The sequence below is a fragment of the Pantoea sp. JZ29 genome (assembly GCF_035190385.1).
In the GTDB taxonomy this organism is placed as follows: Bacteria; Pseudomonadota; Gammaproteobacteria; order Enterobacterales; family Enterobacteriaceae; genus Pantoea; species Pantoea stewartii.
Map to the genome: position 1 here is coordinate 1,616,772 of NZ_CP045241.1, position 18,822 is coordinate 1,635,593.

14 protein-coding genes and 2 tRNA genes are annotated in these 18,822 nt (G+C 54.1%); 6 read left to right on the forward strand and 10 right to left on the reverse strand.

Annotated features, from left to right (window positions below):
* Window positions 1-29 precede the first annotated feature (29 nt).
* On the forward strand, window positions 30-299 hold the full coding sequence (locus GC090_RS07580) for a hypothetical protein (protein ID WP_110268265.1): 270 nt from the start codon (window positions 30-32) through the stop codon (window positions 297-299).
* A gap of 125 nt (window positions 300-424) precedes the next feature.
* Here GC090_RS07580 and GC090_RS07585 read toward each other — a convergent pair.
* A tRNA-Asn gene (locus GC090_RS07585) sits at window positions 425-500 on the reverse strand.
* Window positions 501-805: 305 nt separating this feature from the next.
* On the opposite strand from GC090_RS07585, the gene GC090_RS07590 reads away from it, so the two are divergent.
* The gene (locus GC090_RS07590; RefSeq protein WP_324021260.1) at window positions 806-1,927 is read left to right on the forward strand and encodes a Gfo/Idh/MocA family protein; all 1,122 of its coding nucleotides are present in this window, start codon (window positions 806-808) and stop codon (window positions 1,925-1,927) included.
* A gap of 72 nt (window positions 1,928-1,999) precedes the next feature.
* Here GC090_RS07590 and GC090_RS07595 read toward each other — a convergent pair whose 3' ends face one another.
* The 4 genes from GC090_RS07595 to GC090_RS07610 form a co-directional block, all read right to left on the reverse strand.
* On the reverse strand, window positions 2,000-2,830 hold the full coding sequence (locus GC090_RS07595) for a glycosyltransferase family 8 protein (RefSeq protein WP_039338083.1): 831 nt from the start codon (window positions 2,828-2,830) through the stop codon (window positions 2,000-2,002).
* Between the two features lie 17 nt (window positions 2,831-2,847).
* Window positions 2,848-4,230, reverse strand: coding sequence for a D-arabinono-1,4-lactone oxidase (locus tag GC090_RS07600; protein WP_324021262.1), 1,383 nt, complete (start codon window positions 4,228-4,230; stop codon window positions 2,848-2,850).
* A gap of 64 nt (window positions 4,231-4,294) precedes the next feature.
* Window positions 4,295-4,942, reverse strand: coding sequence for a TetR/AcrR family transcriptional regulator (locus tag GC090_RS07605; protein WP_324021264.1), 648 nt, complete (start codon window positions 4,940-4,942; stop codon window positions 4,295-4,297).
* 147 nt (window positions 4,943-5,089) lie between these two features.
* Window positions 5,090-5,716, reverse strand: coding sequence for a LysE family translocator (locus GC090_RS07610; RefSeq protein WP_110268268.1), 627 nt, complete (start codon window positions 5,714-5,716; stop codon window positions 5,090-5,092).
* 261 nt (window positions 5,717-5,977) lie between these two features.
* Here GC090_RS07610 and GC090_RS07615 point away from each other — a divergent pair, with 261 nt between their 5' ends.
* Window positions 5,978-6,448 carry an Lrp/AsnC family transcriptional regulator gene (locus GC090_RS07615; protein WP_006120213.1) on the forward strand — a complete coding sequence of 157 codons (471 nt, stop codon included), beginning with the start codon at window positions 5,978-5,980 and terminating at the stop codon, window positions 6,446-6,448.
* A gap of 503 nt (window positions 6,449-6,951) precedes the next feature.
* Here the strand turns inward: GC090_RS07615 and GC090_RS07620 are convergent.
* From GC090_RS07620 to GC090_RS07635, 4 genes are all read right to left on the reverse strand, one after another.
* Window positions 6,952-7,173, reverse strand: a complete 222-nt coding sequence (locus GC090_RS07620; protein WP_105077420.1) for a hypothetical protein — start codon at window positions 7,171-7,173, stop codon at window positions 6,952-6,954.
* Complete coding sequence (locus GC090_RS07625) at window positions 7,166-11,371, reverse strand: glycohydrolase toxin TNT-related protein (protein WP_324021266.1); 4,206 nt, start codon at window positions 11,369-11,371, stop codon at window positions 7,166-7,168. Before GC090_RS07625 ends, GC090_RS07620 begins: the two co-directional genes overlap by 8 nt.
* Window positions 11,372-11,382: 11 nt before the next feature.
* Window positions 11,383-11,826 (reverse strand): DcrB-related protein, encoded by a 444-nt coding sequence (locus GC090_RS07630; protein ID WP_324021268.1) that lies wholly within the window; start codon window positions 11,824-11,826, stop codon window positions 11,383-11,385.
* A 406-nt stretch (window positions 11,827-12,232) separates the two neighbouring features.
* Window positions 12,233-12,308 (reverse strand) — tRNA-Asn (locus tag GC090_RS07635).
* A gap of 489 nt (window positions 12,309-12,797) precedes the next feature.
* On the opposite strand from GC090_RS07635, the gene yajD reads away from it, so the two are divergent.
* Together yajD and GC090_RS07645 are read left to right on the forward strand one after the other, a co-directional pair.
* Window positions 12,798-13,145, forward strand: a complete 348-nt coding sequence (gene yajD, locus GC090_RS07640; protein WP_033740398.1) for an HNH nuclease YajD — start codon at window positions 12,798-12,800, stop codon at window positions 13,143-13,145.
* Between the two features lie 272 nt (window positions 13,146-13,417).
* Window positions 13,418-15,217 carry a DNA/RNA non-specific endonuclease gene (locus GC090_RS07645; RefSeq protein WP_324021270.1) on the forward strand — a complete coding sequence of 600 codons (1,800 nt, stop codon included), beginning with the start codon at window positions 13,418-13,420 and terminating at the stop codon, window positions 15,215-15,217.
* A gap of 302 nt (window positions 15,218-15,519) precedes the next feature.
* Here GC090_RS07645 and fdhA read toward each other — a convergent pair whose 3' ends face one another.
* Complete coding sequence (gene fdhA, locus GC090_RS07650) at window positions 15,520-16,707, reverse strand: formaldehyde dehydrogenase, glutathione-independent (protein WP_058708382.1); 1,188 nt, start codon at window positions 16,705-16,707, stop codon at window positions 15,520-15,522.
* Window positions 16,708-17,291: 584 nt separating this feature from the next.
* On the opposite strand from fdhA, the gene GC090_RS07655 reads away from it, so the two are divergent.
* Window positions 17,292-18,656, forward strand: a complete 1,365-nt coding sequence (locus GC090_RS07655; protein ID WP_033740394.1) for an MFS transporter — start codon at window positions 17,292-17,294, stop codon at window positions 18,654-18,656.
* Window positions 18,657-18,822 lie beyond the last annotated feature (166 nt).

Here is an 18,822-nt window from a genome sequence, read left to right on the forward strand (position 1 = left end):
AATCAACCGCCCCGTTTAAGGAGCCTGACATGCCACATTACTGTTTTTTCCAAAAGGGTAAGCAGATTGTCGTGCTGGAAAAATCGTCTACAGACGAGGCTACCCAGCTCATTGCGCAGGGCTATGAAAAGCAATTTGAGGAGATGAGTGCGTCCAGTGAGAAAAAGGCACTCGCTCGCTTTGCGGATATTCGCCAACGTAACCAGGCGGATTACGAGGACTTCCTGGCGGGGGCGGCAACGATGCCGATCATCGATGGCTTACGCGCGGTAGCGGGTTTTATCGTGGGTAAGAAGTAGCGCAGCCGGAGCAGCGCCTGCGTTAAGTTCCCTGCGCTGTAACGCGACCTGGATTGTTGCGTATTTCACGCCATTCCCAAAACAAAAAGCCCGCTCAGGTTTCACTGAGCGGGCTTCTCTAAATCTGGCTCCTCTGACTGGACTCGAACCAGTGACATACGGATTAACAGTCCGCCGTTCTACCGACTGAACTACAGAGGAATCGTTTGAACGGGGCGCATATTATCGACGTCGTGCAGGCTTGTCAAAACTCTTTTTCATAAAAGTGTCTGATTGCTGAAATACTCGCCAACTCTGTGCGCTGTGCCGTATCGCTAACGCTAACAAGCGGCTTCACAGGGTTTCTTATTGCGTAAACAGAAACCCAAACCGCGTAAAACGTCGCCTTGGACTGGACAGTGACGATTGTTCTTTATGTTCGTCACATTTATTTCATTTTTAGTTTGAAATGCTAATAAATGGAATTTAAATTTCATTTCAACTTTCGCTGTCCGCCCGGAGTCCAAATGAACAAAGTCAGAATCGGCATGATCGGCAGTGGCTACATTGGCCGCTGTCATGCGATTGCTTATGCCCAGGCCCCTGCGGTGTTTGCGTTAAAAGGGGAGATTGTCCGTGAGATGCTGGCAGAGGTGAATCCGGAACTGGCGGCAAAGCAGGCCGCCACCTTTGGGTTTGCCCGCTCAACCGGTGACTGGCGTGAGCTGGTGTGCGATCCCAATATTGATGTGGTGGATATCTGTGCGCCCAATTTTCTGCATAAAGAGATGGCGCTGGCTGCGATTGCTAACGGTAAACATGTCTATTCCGAAAAGCCGCTTTCCCTGACCGTAGCGGATGCCCGGGAAATGGTGGAAGCCGCGGCAAAGGCCGGCGTGAAAACGCTGGTGGGCTTCAATTACATGAAAAACCCCACCAGTCAGCTGGCGAAAGAGATTATTGCCCGAGGCGAAATCGGCGAAGTGGTGCACTTTTATGGCACGCACAATGAGGACTATCTGGCAAAACCTGACACTCCGCTCGACTGGCACTGCCAAAAAGCACTGGCCGGACTGGGCGCCCTGGGCGATCTGGCTGCGCATATCGTCAATATGGCGCATTATCTGGTCGGCAATATAGTGGAAGTCAGCGGCGATATGATGACGGTCATCAGGTCGCGTCCTGACCCGAAAGATCTCAGTCGTCAGTTACCGGTTGAAAACGAAGATCAGGCCAGCGCATTGCTGCGTTTCAAGAACGGGGCGCACGGCGTGATTGAAACCTCGCGCATTGCCTGCGGAGCCAAGATGGGCCTGACCTATGTGGTGACGGGCACCAAAGGCACGCTGCGCTATACGCAGGAACGGATGGCAGAGCTTGAACTCTATCTTCATGATGAACCCGCCGGGCGTCAGGGCTTCAAAACGATTCTGACCGGGCCTGCTCATCCGGATTACGCCAGTTTCTGCGTGTCAGCAGGCCACGGTATCGGCTTTAACGATCAAAAGACCGTGGAAATACGCGATCTGATTAATGGCGTCGCCGCAGGCGACCGTATGTGGCCGGATTTTGCCGAAGGTTTGCAGGTACAAAAGGTGCTGGAGGCGATTGCGCTGTCCGCCACAGAACGGTGCTGGCAGGAAGTCTGATAGTAGTTACAGCATACTTTAACGCACAGACGGGAACCTGTGCGCCTGCGGACAGGCAGGCGCACGTTGTTATCAGCAGTCAGATGCTTTGTCCCACCACAGCTTGTCCATCGCGTAATAGCGGTCACGCTGGCTCACCGGCTGTGACAAATCCCGCTCCCAGGGCTTCGCCAGGATGTAGTGCAGGTTCTTCACCTCTTTACATTCCCATAACGTATCGTGCTGAAAACGAAGCGTTTTTAGCGCGTTATAAATATAGGAAAGGGGCAGCCATTTATCTTTAAAAGCTTCGTTGAGCAAGTCCTGTTCTGAGAAGGCATAGGCGCGCAGGTCATCAATGGCAGCAATACGCGCTTCAAGATCGTTAAAGACAGCCTCATCCGGTTCCAGCACCAGGAATCCACCGTTCAGGTAATAATCCACATGGGCCGGCGGCGTCTGCTCGCGCTCCTGCCAGGTATAGTGGCAGAACTCGGGCTCCCAACTGTCAGGATAGGACTCAATCTGGTTGGGATTACAGCGGCAGGCGTGGCAGGCGGCCAGCACGAAGTCACCCAGGTCCAGTGTAAACAGTTCATCCATATTCTTTAAGATGAGCATGTCAGCATCCAGGAATACCACGCGCCGATACTCGGTCAACTGCCAGGCGCGCAGCTTAGTCCAGACCTCGCCAAAGCGTTCAGAGGCATAGTGCTGATTCAAATCATTATCCGGATAAAGCGGATCAACCCGGCGGATAATACAGCCCTCATCCCTGAGGGCTTCACACTCGCTGTCACTGATAGCATTGGTGGCCATCACAAGCAGTGGCCAGCGTGTTTTCGTCTGTTGCAGTGAACGGTGCAGCGCTTTCACGCCCACCAGATAATCCGGTTGCGTCAGTAACGTTACCCAGGCAAACATAACATCCCTTTTTTAAATTATTTAAACAGTGCAGCGGTATAGTCGTTGCTGAAGCGGTGGTGCGGATCAAGTTGTTCACGCAGGGCGCGAAAGCGGTCCCAGTGCGGATAAAGATCCCGCCAGTGGTAGAGCGAGGCATCGTAATATTTACCCCAGTGCGGACGCCCACCTTCTTCGGCCAGCAGTTTCTCCACCTCGCTTAAAAAGTGCAGGCCGGCCTCAGAAAGCGATCCATCATCTGCGTAATAAACGACAAAGCCAAAGAAGCAGGTGGGCTGGTCGAAGGCGGGGCTCAGCCAGGCGGATGAGGCACCGGTGCAGCGCAGGATAATCGGATAGTGCATGTGCGGACGATTTTCGGCATACCAGCGTTTGATCTTGCTGATGATCGCCGGCGTGCGCGCCAGCGGAACGCCAATCTCAACGTTGATCTGCGGCACGGCGATACCGCGACAGAACAGTTGGTAGATGTCGCCTGTGACATCGGTAAAGTCGCGAAAGCGAGTCACAGTGCGGAACTGTTTGCCGCCTTTACCGTGAATCTGCGTATCGCGATGCATGTGCTCCAGCGTCTGTTCGATAGTATCGTTCAGGCTGTCATCACCTTCATCGGCATGTTCTACTACTTCGCGTCCCGACTGCTCGTAACGCTGGATCTCATCGTAGCTGGCCTGATGTGCATTCCAGACGTGCATGATGTTATCGTCAACAAACCACCAGGCCTTACTGAGTGCATAATCCTCATTCCAGCGCAGCAGATCGCTTTCCAGGTTGTCCGCCGAAACCGCATTCTTGTGGCAAGTGAAGATGCGGAACGGTTGGGTGCGCAACGTCACTTCGGTCACGATGCCCAGGGTGCCGAGCGACACCAGCGCCGCCGCAAAATCGTCGTCACCGCGCGACAGCTCCCGTATGGAGCCGTCGCTCAGCACCAGACGGATCTGCTCGGCTTCATCCGCAATGGAGCTTTGCTGCAGACCCTGACCGTGCGTACCGGTTGCCATCGCACCGGCCAGCGTCTGCACGGAGATCACGCCCGGCGAAGAGGCCAGCATGCGGTCCATGTCTGTCAGGGTGCTGTAGATCTGTTCGAGCGGTGTGGCGCCTGCAAACGTAACGCTGTGAGCATCGCTGCGGAGCAGGCCGGTAAAGGCGCTCAGATCCAGCAGCAGATCATCGGAATGCACAGCCAGCATTCTGCCGGGCGAGTAGGTTTTGCCAATAACGCGCACTGTGTTGTCAGTGTCGCGCAGTAACTGCTGCAAAGCCGCCTCATTGGCAGGGCGTTTTACCTGCTGTTGTGTACCAATCGGTGCGTTTTGCGCCCAGTTCCAGAGTGTATTGTCATGAGGTTCACGCTGCGTCTGGCGAAGCGGATAAAGGCTGGCGTCTCTGCTCAAGCTGCTTTCCTTACTTAAGTGATATTGTTATTACCACCTAATCATAGACTATCCTTTTCAGCGCTCAGGACGCGTGGCGTGAGTAACCGATGTAGCGCAGCGTTGCCGTGACGGCGAGCTGGCGATTACGACTGATGATCTCGTCTTCATTTTTGTCCCGACTAAACAGCGTATTGAAGGTGAAGCGGTTGGACACCTGATGCACACAAATACTGCTGATCAGGCGATGCACGTCCAGTGTCTCAATCTCTTTGATAAAGAGCCCCTGTTGTTGTCCCCGACTCAGAATATCGTCAAGTAAATCCAGTGCGCTGCGGTTCAGTTGACTCAGGCGGGCAGACTGCGAGATGTAGCGGCCGCGAGACAGGTTCTCCATACAGATCAGACGCACAAAATCCGGGTGGGAAACATGGTAATCGAAGCTGGCTTCAACCAGTTTTATGATGGCCTGCTCAGGGGCGAGCGAGGCCAGATTCAGGCCAGTTTCATGCTCCCTGATCTGCTGGTAAACCTGTTCCAGCGCATCGATATAGAGCTGTTCCTTATTGCCAAAATGGTAAACCACCATTCGTTTAGTCGTCTGGGCATTTTCAGCAATCTGCTCAAGACGGGCGCCTTGCATACCAAACTCAGCAAAGGTCGTCAGTGCGCTCGCAAGAATGCGCTTTTTAAGTCCTTCAGGATCATTTTTGCGTTTCGTAGTGTCTGACATAGTGCTTAACAGGGTGCCCGGTAACGAGAAGGTGAGGGCAAGATGTTACCACAGCGGATCAGGGCTGTTACTTATACCGAGAGCAAATGAAGATTAATCAGTCTGTTCTGACGTCGCACGGGAAGCCGTGTCACATCGGTCACGGCATTAAAGCGTTTTCAGGATCATACCGATGGCGGCCAGCAGCATGATAACGCCGACCGATTTAAACATGATGCGCTGTGCACGTTGGCTGGTCAGTAATGCGCGAACGCTTACTGCCGCCAGAATAAACATGGCCCCGACCATCAGCAGTACCGCTGCGGTAACGGGCACCAGTATGGCTGCCCAGAATGTTAAGGATATGCTCTCCAGCGATATCACAAGCGGTAATATGGCCAGATAAAACGCGATTGTTTTCGGGTTGCCCAGTGTGATGGTCAGGCCTGACAGCCAGGCAGAAGTCAGTTGCTTGTGCGTCACTTTTTGGTCCAGCGTGATGGAATGCGGCTGATAAGACCAGAACTGCCAGGCCAGAAAAGCTAAATAGAGCGCCGCAGCCCAGTTAATCAGTGTAAACAGTCCGGTATAGGTATGAGCGACAACGGCCAGGCCAAACACGGCGAGCGTCAAATAAAATAAATCGCCCATTATCACGCCTGCAAGCGCAGCCAAACCCGCCAGAGAGCCTCCGTTAAGGGTACGGGCCACGATCGCTGTCATGCCTGGGCCGGGAATGGCCGCGGCCAGACCCAGCGCCAGTATATAAGGCAGTAATTCTGTTATCGCAGGCATCGTCTTTCCTTCATAAATGTTATTTCGGGATAAAATCCAGACAGGCTGGCCATGAAAAGCGGCATGACCAGGACAACCCGGCCTCGTCTGCCGCCTTAATCTGCCGTGTCCGGCCATTTCTTTTGATCTGCACCTTGTACAGCACCTGAAAACAGTATGTCCTGGCGAGACAGAAATAGGCTGTCTCAATCACATTCATTTATCGTATTCTTTGCAAGAATTAACCTCATAAACGAAATGTAGCGGAAGGAATTGACCGGTATGCTGCTTGATAAGACAGAAATGAAAATCCTGCGTGTTTTACAGGACGATGCCCGTATTACTAATCAGGAACTGGCTGACAAGATTGGTATGTCTGCCTCACCGTGCTGGCGTAAAGTGCGCAGGCTGGAAGAGCAGGGCGTCATTCAGGGGTACCGGGCTGTACTGGACCGCAAAAAAATCGGCGCCGGGGTCATGGTGTTTATTCGGGTGGTTATTGATTGCCACAGCGAGGATGAGGCAAAAAAATTCGAGCAACAGGTCACGGCGCTGGATGATGTGGTGGCCTGCTACAGTATCGGTGGTGATGCCGATTTCCTGCTACAGGTTGTGGCGAGCGATCTCGAAACTTATGCAGAGTTCGCCATGTCCGTAGTACGCAGATTGCCGCGCATTAAAGAGATGCAAAGTATGTTTGTGCTTAAAGAGATCAAACCGCTGACCGCTTATCCGGTTAAAAATACACACTGATATGACTGGCTGAATCTTATGCAGCATGTGTGATGCAGCCGGACTTATATTGTATTAAACAAAGTTTTGAGGCGATGATTAATATTTAATCATCATGATATTTTTCGTATTATCTCATTGAACCGAAGAGGGGGAAGTGGCTTCGAGAGCGCTCATCTCTACAAGTCTCAGGGTAGAAGTAGTGGTTATGGGATCATAATCATTTAAAGGGTCCCTGGGCAGTTTGCTGCATGAGTCTGAGAAAACCTTCTCGCCAAAACTGTCGTAATATCTGTTCAACCGGCGATGTTTCTGTACATGAGTGATATCCAGTGGTGCACCGGTTCAGAACGGTGCTTAACCAGAGAATCTTACGCTATTTTCATCACGCAACGGATAGAGAGGCCGGTAACCTCGCCAAAGCTCCCGTAGTGCCTGCTCCACCGGACCTGTCCCCATTCAAAATATACGATTCATTGCCACCTCTTTGGGCATGACTGAGAATTTATGATGATGCTAAAAAATCAAAACCATTTTTTAATTCGGTTTATAAAAGCATGACAGGCATCATTTTCGCTTGCAAAATATTCGGGTTCCGTACGATGTCCTTTCTCACTATAAAAAATACACCACGTTAAGCCATCAAAGATCATACACAGGGCTTCGTCCTCAATGCTCCCAATAGAATAGCTATCATTTGGGATGCTCAATTTATTAAGGTTTTTTATCAATTCTTCTTTATCCACAAGATTTTCCTTTGATTTTTTTTATTTCTTTCAGATGTCCAGAATCTACGTATTTCTGCACTGATTGATCTAATTTATACTGCGTCCCCAAACCGATTTCACCAAACCAAGGAGCAATTTTGCTTTCCTGTACATTAGGTATGGGTTTGAGAACTTCATAAACAGTATAATCTTTATTATTTGTCCCAAGGGGCAATGCACGCATCGAATATGGTGTACCAACCGGTGAAGTATATGTACCCCCCGGATATCCATAACGATCAATTATTGTTCCAGGTTCCAAAACTGAAATTTTGGTTTCACCAAAAGCACCATCATTTGGTGGCCAATATGAAACGAGTTCGTTACTCAGCCCTAATGGGTCAATCCAACCCAGCGGATTCGGTGCATACTGATAAAGATTCCAGCCTCCCAATAATCCTATCGGGTCCTGGACCGTAAAGCGTCCAACCTGCGGATCGTAATACCTGAAAAGATTATAATGCAGACCCGTTTCACTGTCCGCGTACTGCCCGGCATAGCGCAGTGGCTGATGAACAAGGGCAGTTTGTTGCGTGAGTCTGTGGAAGCCTTCCGTCTGTCGTGCAACCTCACCAAAACTCCCGTAATGACCGCTCCACCGGAGTTGTCCCTGTTCATCAGTGATATCCAGCGGTGCACCGTTCAGATCGGTGCTGAACCAGAGAACCTCTCCGCTGGTTTCGTCACGCAAATGGTCAATACGCGCCAGCGGGCTGTAAGTTTCGTTCGGGTCGTAAACATATGTCTGACACTGACCGTTATGTTGCTGCTCCTGCAACAGTCGCAAGCCCTGCCACAGAAAGCGGGTCTTTGTGGTGCCGTGTGGCGTGGTGACCGTTTTGCGTGTGCGGCGGCCCAGGGCGTCATAATGGTAGTGCGCGGTAAAATTGCCTTCTGGTCCATTGCCCTCGGCCCGTATCAGCCGGTTTTCCGCGTCATATTCATAATGCTGTTCATGCAGGCCGCTGCGACGGCTGACAAGGTTTCCCCACCAGTCGTATTTCATAAACAGGTTCTGCCAGTGCGTCAGGCGGTTATCCCTCAGAGGCAGGGCAGGGTGGTCATTATCCGGCAGCAGGTTATCCGCAGCGTCGTAGCGGAACGTCCTGTTGCTGTGGTCCGGGCGGGCTTCGTAATGCCTGAGAAAACGGCCTTCCTCATCATAGCCGTAAATTGTGTTGCCACGCAGGGTGTCACTGACGTCTGACAGTTCTCCCCGCCCGGTGTAGTTGAAGGCGCGTTCGAAGATTGTCTGTTCCGGCAGGTCGGGTGTGAAACTGCGCTGCCGGGTACGTCTGCCCAGACTGTCATACTGGCGGGTCTGCTCACGGGTTCCCTGAGTGCGGGCCACCTCCCTGTGAAGGCGGTCGCGTGTAAATTCAGAGATGATTTGCTGACCGAAGCGGATGGCGCTGACGTGGCCGGAACCGTAATGCAGCCAGCTTACCTGCTGGCCGCCGGGCAGGGTCAGCGCAGTGAGATTACCCAGAACGTCATACTCAGAATGCAGTTCACCGTTGACTCCCTGTTCAGCAAGCAGGTTTCCTGCCGCGTCAAAGGTAAACTGAATTTCATCTTCTTCAATTCCCAGCGCCATGCCATCGGCGGTTGGCTTGCGGGTCAGGCCGGTAAGCTGCCCGCTGTTTTTACGCTGGTAATGGTACTGAGCATCGCGGGTAGTGCGTATGGTCAGAAGGCCGCTGCTGTCATAGCTGAACTGCTGAGCGCGTCGCGGAATGCCGCCATCGTCGTCCGGCCTGCCGCTTTCCATAAGCGTGGTGAGCAGTCCACGTTCATTCCATTCCATCTGCCGGGATGTATCGTCCGGGCGGGTTTCGCTCAGTAGATGGCCTGTCGGGTCATAAGTAAAACGGTACTCGCCACCGTTGCCGTTTTCCAGACGCAGCAGATTGCCTCTCGGGTCATAGTGCCAGCGGCGGGTTCGTCCCGTGCGGTCGGTAACGCTTTCTGGCAGTCCAAGCGCGGAATACTGCCAGCGAACCTCACTTTCCAGCGGGTCTCGCCAGGCCGCAAGTTGCCCGTGCTCGTTCCATCGTAACGTTTCATGACTGCCATCGGCCCGAATTAAGGCGGTAAGCTGGCCTGCATCGTTCCATTCGCGGCGTGTGAGGTTGCCTTCTGCGTCCTCACTGGTAATAAGCTGACCGAAGCGGTCATAGGTAAAGCGGGTCACGCTGCCGGAGCAGTCGGTGCGTTGAGTCAGCAGTCCCTGGTGGTTCCACACCAGCAGCACGTCACCACCACTGGCATCGGTGATGCGGTCAGGCAGCGTTTCTTCTTCATCAGGGTAGTGATACGTGGTGGTGTGATTCAGTGCATCGGTTTCCGACAGCAGGCGACCGTTCAGGTCATACACAGACTGAGAGGCTGTTGAATCCGGGAAAACCGTGCGGGCGATTCGGTCAGTATTACGGAACCAGTAATACGCTGTGGTGCGGCCTGCCGGGTCGGTCTCTGACGTCAGGCGACCGTAACGGTCCCACTGGCTGCGCCGCATGGCTCCGTCAGGCAGGATAACATCGCACAACTCCCCATCACGACAGACGAAGCCGGTCTGGCGACCGTCATAATCGGTGAAACGTGCAACATTGTCATCGTCGTCAACCAGCCAGTGTGCCTGTGCGCCATCCTCGCGGGTGGCGCGGCGGGTGCCGTTTTCAAAATCGTAATCAAAAGTAAGCTGCTCGCCCGCGCTGTTGCGGTAAGCCAGCACGCGGGGCAGTCCGTCAAGACTCTGCCAGAGATACTCGTTCAGCAGACCGTTGCTGTCCTCATGGCTGCGCAGTAAATCCGTGCCGTCTCCGTCATCATACCAGCCAAAGCGGCGGCGTACCTGACCGCCGCGTCCGGTGACGCTAATCAGCCGGGCCTTAGCATCGTAATCGTAGCTGACCAGACAAATCTCATCATCCAGCCAGGCTCCGGCCAGGCGAACCTGTCCGCTGACGGTCTGATAACGGCAGACCACGCGCTGTCCGGCGCTGTCGGTGAGTGCATGCAGCGTATGGTCGTCGTTCCAGTCAAAAAGAATATCGTTACCACAAGGTTCGGTGAGTCGCAGCGGCAGGGAAGGGGAATCACCCTGCAGAGATGCGTAACACCAGCGTTCGCCGCCGATGTCATACACTGACCAGGTATCATCCTGATGGTGTTCCAGCCAGCGTTTTTCGGTTTCGCAGAAGGTACGCTTCCCTTTCGGCACGAGAGGAAATGACACGTAATCGCCGGACGGTGCACGCCACACCAGCCCGTCCTGATATTTTTCCAGTCGCGTTTCCCAGAAAAGTGACCAGCCACGGCCCAGTACGCTGTCGCCGGGATTGCCACTGCGCCAGTAACGCTGCCAGACAACCGGCAGACGGGAGGGTAATACAAAGTCCAGCTCGTCATCACCGGAGAGGAATTTCTGCCCACTGACGATATCAACCGGGCGGGCGATAATGCCCACGGCGGCGGCGCTGGTCATCAGCACGCCAGCGCGGCAGGCGACGCGGGCCAGTTTGTTGATACCCGGAATTTTACTGAACAGCCTTCCCAGCGCACCGACTTTACCTGCCGCTCCGCCCGCTCCACCGAGCAGTCCGGCAAATAACAGCGTCAGGTCAGAGGCTTTATAGAGCCATTCCTGGACTTCTGACTGTATGGGCAGTGTCTGTTCCGGCTCACCACCAATAATCACATCTGCGGAACCGGTCATGACCTTTCCACCACAGGTGGTCTGATCGCTGAGACGGGCAGCAGGCAGGCCATTGATGTACACGCGTGAGGAGCCTTCGGCCAACTGCTGTGAGCCAGCATCTTTGGCGCATTCCACCATGCTGTCGGTGGCAAGGGCGGCAGGTCTGCCATTAATGAACACGTTATGAGAGCCGGTGGCGATAACGCCTTCCTTCTCCATGCTGGCGGCCCCGGCATCCGCAATGCTGTCCCTGGCCTTCGTTGCCAGTTCGCCCGTAAAATACCCAACCGCCAGACTGGCCCCGACCAGAAGCACACCAATACCCAGACATGACGCACCGATACCGGCAATCATCAATGCCCCGGCGGCGATACCTCCCGCTGCGGCAATCAGTCCACCAACAATCGTTCCGGCAATCATCCCTGCCAGCGCATGAGAATGGCCGATATCATCACCCACGCGCGCCGCTTCGAACATAACAACGTTCCTTAATTGTTAGTGTTAGACGTAAAACTGGCCAGGAGTGTCTGAAAGCACTGGCTGTCCGTATCCCTGATTTTTTCCGCACGTGTCATGGTGAATACCAGGATATGGTTATCCGTAAGATTAAAGACAGCCTGCTGCTGAAAAACGCGCTGGCTGTCCCGAAGGTAGCTGGCATGAATACATTCACCTTTTGCAACATTCCCCCCCAGTACAGTGGCTTCGCGTAGAGACAGTTTCCATCTTTTAAGATGCTTATCCATGAGCGCTAACTGGCGGTCAATATAGTCTTGCAGTACCTCGCCAGCACTGAGGGTATCGCGTGAAATGTTAAATGCGGGGGCATTCTCGCCGGAGAGTGTAAAAACATTCACCGTGCGGTCCTGATACTGGTCAGGAAGCGTTACCTGACCTTCGGTGAACAGACAGGTAGCTTGGCTTTCGGACATTGAGCAGATTCCCTGTGCCTGAAAAAACATAAGTTTGCCACAGGGTATGCTCACTGGCTATATATGCAGCCCGGTTTTCACTAACCCAAAGCGGGGCTCAAAGCGAACAGGGTTAAGCAAACTCAGTTGCCCGTATTTTGAACCGCCATAGGGAATTCACAGACAGAGGCCAAAGACTCAGGGAGCTTAACTCTCTTTTCTGGCGTCCTGCACCTTTACTTAGGTCTCCGTAAATGCCATAGCGGTTTCCACTGATTGCTGGCAAAAGAAAATCGAATCAGCGTTACCCGCAAAGGCATGGAGCTTCGCGTGATTATTAACAGAAGTGAGTAGACAAACGGGAAGAGGGCACCAATCGACAGAAAGCAAAAAACCAGACGTCAGTAGACATCTGGTTTCTTTAATCTGGCTCCTCTGACTGGACTCGAACCAGTGACATACGGATTAACAGTCCGCCGTTCTACCGACTGAACTACAGAGGAATCGTGCTACAGGGCGCATAGTAATGGACTGATCTTACTGAGTCAAAGCGGTTTTCGCGCCGGACAGTCTGTTTGCTGAAGGATTCAGCATTCTGGTTGTTTCAAGCGCAACTTTGCGCATTCCTGCTCTTCTTCATCCATAAAATGGTTTTATCACAGCACCCATGCCGGACAGGTGAGTGCGACCCGCATCATCGATGCCTATGCAACAAAGGAAACGGATTAGCCTGACCATCCTGTTCCAGGCGGCCCATGATGACAAAGCCCAGCTTTTGATAAACGTGCATAGCCTGCTTTTGTTTATTCACGTCGAGTGCATTCGCGCCACAGGTTTCCACTGCATATCAGTAAGCGATAGCGTCCTACGTCTTCCTTACCACAGCCACAAACGCACCGCAGAAGGCTGGCGTTGCGCCATCCACGGACGTAGTATGCAGCATTCGTCCCTGTAGCTTGTCTCAAACACTCTTTATCACAGGTAATATCGTCATGGCGTTGATTCCAAAAAACTACTCACGGCTTGAAAGTGGCTATCGTGAGAAAGCCCTGAAAATCTATCCGTGGGTTTGTGGGCGCTGTTCGCGCGAGTTTGTCTATTCCAACCTGCGTGAATTAACGGTTCATCATATTGATCATGACCACACCAATAACCCGGAAGATGGCAGTAACTGGGAATTGCTGTGCCTGTACTGCCACGATCACGAACACTCGAAGTATACGGAAGCTGACCAGTACGGCACCCGGGTTGTGGCGGGTGAGGACGCGCAAAAAGACGTGGGCGAAGCCACCTATAATCCCTTTGCGGATTTAAAGGCAATGCTGGATAAGAAAAAGTAAGACTGAAGGCCCGGACGTGACCTTTGCGTTCGCGCCTGACAGCGGCCAGACGCGCATCCATTTTTATGCGCCTGCTATCCACTCCCTCTCTAACTGTTCGCCGCTTATCCCCCAGGGTCAAAGCCCTTCAGCACGAGGCTGAATCAACAGTCTGGTGATGTCGTTCACCTCTCAGTGCAAAAGTGCAGTATGCCCGTTGATATGCTCACCTGCCGCGTATTCCGTTTTAAACAGCTATGGTTAAAGGGGCACCGTCGACCATGGAGAAGTGAATGAACGAGCAACTGCAAGCACAGATTGCCGCAAGGCTGGCGTTGACAGCCGGACAGCGGCAACAGACGCGCACGGCGCTGAGTCAGGGTCTGCCAGCGGAACCTGATTCACGACGCGCACAGCGTTATGCCTTTCAGCAACGCGCCAGACAACAGGTCATCATCGGCACGAATGATTTGCTGCCCGTCTCTTTTTTGCAGCAGGGGCTGAGCGCCGCCAGGGCGGTGGCACTGGTCAGGGAAGATGGCGTACCCAAAGGCAGTGGGTTTTTAACCTGGGGCAACCTGTTTGTCACGAATCACCATTTGTTACCTGAACCGCCTGAAAAAGGCCGTATTACGCTTCAGTTTGGCTACCGCCAGGGGGAAGCGGGTGAGATGATTCAGGGACGTCTTTTCAGTGTGGATGCGGAACGCTTCTGGCTCACCAGCCCGACCGAAGCATTGGACTGCACGCTGATCGCGTTAGGCGACGCGCTTGACGACAGTGGCGAGCAACCGCTGCCGCTGGCGCTCAATGACCGCAACGATAAACATGCGTTGGGCATCCACCTTAATCTTATCCACCATCCCGGCGGTGCGCCGCAGCAGGTCTCGCTGCGCAATAATGCACTGTTAGCCCGTCATGAAGAGTTTTTGCACTACGAAGCCGACAGCGAAGGTGGCTCGTCGGGCGCACCCGTTTTCAATGACAGCTGGCAGCTGGTGGCGCTTCATCACGGCGGCGTGAAAGAGAACGGAAAATGGGTCAATGAAGGCATCCGCATCAGCGCGCTTACCGACTGGCTTAAAGGCGCGCTGCCGACGTTACCTGAAGCCTGGCAATCGTCACTGATGCAGGCGCTCAAGGCTGAGCCTGCAGCGGAACAGGTGTTGCCCAGTGCCGCTGCACCCGATGAAAATTACGCTAATCGCGACGGTTATCAGGCGGGCTTTCTGTCGGGCACGCATGTTGATGTCGCCGGGATTATCGCGCCACGCGCCAGTGAAGTCGCACCGCTGCGTAATGGGCGCAGCGGTGCAGAAGCCACGCTGGATTATGAGCACTTCTCGCTGATCATGAGCGCAGGGCGGAAGCTGGCCTTTTTCACAGCCACCAATATTGATGGTGCGCGCTACATCAATATTGACCGCGGCAGTGGACAACCTTCGCTGCTCCCTGAAGGCGACCGCTGGTATGAAGACAGCCGTATCGACAGTCGCTATATCACCGGCCAGGCGTTCTATAGTGAATTCAGCCGCTGGTTTGATCGGGGCCATCTCACCCGCCGTAGCGATCCTACCTGGGGCACCGCGGCCGAAGCAGTGCGCGCCAATAAAGACACGTTTCATTTTACCAACTGTTCACCGCAGCATTTTCGCTTTAACCAGAGTGTGCAGTACTGGCAAGGTGTTGAGCGCTACATCCTGGAATATGGTGTGTTAAAAACCAAACAGCAGATTAGCGTGCTGACCGGACCGGTACTTAACGATCAGCACCGGCAATACGGGAACTTACAGGTGCCGCTGATGTTCTGGAAAGTGGTACTGCGCATCGGGCCGCAGGGCACGCCGCAGGTCACCGCACTGCTGGTCAGTCAGGATAAGTTGCTGGACGAACCGCGCCGCGTACTGCCGCTTCAGCAGCCGGAAGCGGTTCCGCAGGTGGACGAATACCGCGTTTCGATTCGTTCACTGGAAACACTCACCGGGCTTGATTTCAGCGCGTTCCGCGACTGGGACAGCTGGCAACCCGATCCCAGCCTGCTGGCCGATCCTGTGCAGGCAAAGCTGATTATGAGCTGGTCTGAGGTGTTATAAAGGGACGGCGGCAATCGGCTGAATGCAAAGGACATAACACTGCCCGTTCTGTTGTTCCGAACGGGCAGCATTCGTAGATTGTCGCCACTGACGTATCGGCCGGCACCGGGTTGGCAGGCTTGCCCGCCAGCAACGCCCTGAGCAGTATGCCAGCCTGAGATTCAGCCGGACGATCGCTGCATGTGTTCGCGGTTCGCCCCGGCTAAACCATGACATTAACCCGACGGGTTAACCGCGCCACTGGCGGCAAGAAGACAGTAAGCCGATGCCGCGACCTGTCCCGGCATCGGGGCAGACAAGGCCTACGCCAGCAAACCGTGTGGATCCAGGACATATTTGGCGGCCACGCCGGCATCAAAGCTGGCATAACCCTCGGCCGCCTGTTCAAGGGGCAGCACTTTGGCGTTCACAATTTTCGCGATGGGTAACCGGTCATGCAAAATTGCATTCATGAGCTGGCGGTTATATCGCAGCACTGGCGTTTGTCCGGTGTGCAGGGTTTGCGCCTTTGACCAGCCCAGGCCAAACTTCAGGCTCAGGGATCCTTCACGGGCTGCCTGCTCCTGAGCGCCCGGATCGTCTGTTACATACAGTCCCGGAATACCAATCTTACCGGCTACCCGGGTGACAGCCATCATGCTGTTCAGGACAATAGCCGGCTGCTCTTTACCCGAATGGCCCCGCGCTTCAAAGCCGACCGCATCAATCGCCGAGTCGACTTCCGGCACGCCGATGATATCCGCGATCATTTCACCCAGGCGATCGTGTTTGCTCAGGTCGACGGGCACAAAGCCCATTTTTTCTGCATGCGCCAGGCGATCCTGATTGAAGTCACCAACCATAACTACCGCTGAACCCAGAATTTGCGCTGAGGCTGCCGCGGCCAGGCCAACCGGGCCCGCGCCCGCGACATAGGTCATCGAACCGACGCCCACGCCAGCCGTGACCGCACCATGAAAGCCAGTCGGCAGAATGTCTGACAGCATGGTCAGATCCAGAATTTTTGCCAGCGCCTGATCCCGGTCAGGGAACTTCAACAGGTTAAAATCGGCATACGGCACCATGACATATTTTGCCTGTCCGCCAACCCAGCCGCCCATATCGACATAGCCGAATGCGCCGCCAGCGCGTGCCGGATTAACCGTCAGGCACACGCCGGTATCCAGTTCCCGGCAGCAGCGACAACGTCCGCAGGCCACGTTGAAGGGGACAGAGACAATATCTCCCACGTTAAGCATTTCAACGTCGGTGCCTTTTTCAATGATTTCACCGGTAATTTCATGCCCCAGCACCATGCCCGCCGGTGCGGTGGTGCGTCCACGTACCATGTGCTGATCGGAGCCACAGATATTGGTCGACAGCACTTTGATGATGACCGCGTGATCGATTTTTTTACCCGCGGGGCTGACGAATTTCGGATCGGCTATATCCATCACTTCAACCTTACCGGGCCCCTGATATACCACACCTTTATTGGAAGCGTTTCCCATAGTAATGTCCTGTCTGGCTGATTAAGAGGTCTGTCTGGCAGCGCGGTATCATGCATGTAGGGTGAGGTACTTACCGGTCTGCAAAGGCAGTGTAAGCAAGTCAGTGGTGCTTAAATGATCTGACAACGACATCGGGACGGGAAAAAACGCAGAATGGCGACATCAACAGAAATAATAAAAACAGATCGCCATTGTGCAATAAAGCCTGTCCGGACATCCTGTCGAAAATAAATAAAATGATTTTATTAAAAACGACCTGTAATTATCTGTCGGCGACAACGTCGCTTATTATTACATAGGCTTTTCCTATGCCGTTATTTCACGTCAGACAGTGCTATGATAAAAATGAATTAGCTCACGCGTGTTGACTTCATTTTTTTTCAGGCGGTCAGGTTTTAATTAAGTGTTGCAATAACCCGGCAGTTACGAAATAACGCGTCAGAATATCGTGCCTGAATACCCTGCGATCGTTATCGCCGGAAGATTACCGTATCGCTGACGGTTATTTCTGGCATGTCGACCGCAATATATCATCAACCGCAATGGTCGCTGAGTGTTAATCATTACGTAGAAGGAACAGGACAATGAATATTGTTACGCCCGCGTCGCCCGCTACGCTCAGAAAGGTAACAGCCGCTGCCGCTATAGGTAATTTTGTCGAGTGGTTTGATTTTGCCGTTTATGGTTTCCTGGCCACGATTATTGCCCAAAACTTTTTTTCACAGGCACTTCCGCAGACCGCCTTATTACAGACGTTCCTGGTGTTTGCCGTGGCGTTTGCCTTGCGGCCATTAGGTGGGGTGATATTCGGTATGCTGGGGGATAAATACGGGCGTAAACGTATCTTATCGTTGACGGTACTCATGATGGCGGGCGCGACCACGCTGATTGGCTTGCTTCCGACCGACAGGCATCTGGGGATCATGGCCCCGATTCTGCTGACGCTGGCCCGCTGTATTCAGGGATTTTCGGCAGGAGGGGAATATGCCGGAGCCTGCGCCTATGTGATGGAGCATTCACCGCCACGCAAACGCGCCTGGTACGGAAGCTTTATCACGGTCTCGACGTTTTCTGCTTTCGCGGCTGCGGCAGTTATCACTTTTCTGTCAGACGCCGCGCTGGGCCAGGATCAGATGCGCGCGTGGGGCTGGCGTATTCCTTTTCTGATTGCGGCCCCGCTGGGGCTGGTGGGGATTTATCTGCGCATTCGTATGGAAGAGACGCCTGCTTTCCGGGCTGCACGTCGCGAAGAGGCGGGAACACATGCGGCACTTGCTGACACGTTACGCCAGCAGACAGGAAACATCCTGCGGCTGGGGGCCTTTATCGCCTTAACCGCGCTGACGTTTTATATGTTTACCACCTACTTCTCGACCTTTCTCCAGTTGCAGGGCCACTTCAGTCGGGCCTCGGCCTTGCTGGTCTCCTTCCTCGCGCTGCTGTTTGCGGCGGGGCTCTGTCCGGTAGCGGGAGCGCTTTGTGACGGGATAGGCAGAAGAAAGACGGTGGCTGTCACGGGCGGATGGGTGATCGTAAGTGTCTTACCGGCCTGGTGGCTGGCCAGTTCGGGCCCGCTCTGGGCCGCCATCCTCGGGGATATGCTGTTAGCGACGGGGGCGGTGTTTTCGGGCGTCGTGACGGCCGCGTTACTCTCCGAAGTCTTCCCCACGCGGGCACGGTATACCGCCTCTGCCATTACCTACAATCTGGCCTATACGCTTTTCGGCGGCACAGCACCGCTGGTGGCAACCTGGCTCATTGACTACACAGGCAATACGCTGTCACCGGCCTTTTATCTTGTTGCGGTCGCGGTGCTGGCGCTGGCGGGCGGGCTGAGCTTGCCCGAAACCTCACGTATTTCTTTGCAGGATGACGCCGCACATCCGCATTCGCGGCAACAGGGTGCGGTAAAGCACGTGGGGACGGTCGCCCGCAAGGAGCCGGTGTGAGGCATAAAGGTCACCAACCGGGCACCCGCCCGGGTTATCTTCTGATGGCCTCGCTGGCGGCGCATAAAACTGCGACATAAGCATTCCTCCGCATAGCGAGGGCGGCATCGGCGCGAAGCAGACAAGGGACTGTGCAGCATCGCAGGGGAAGTGCTTATCACCCATT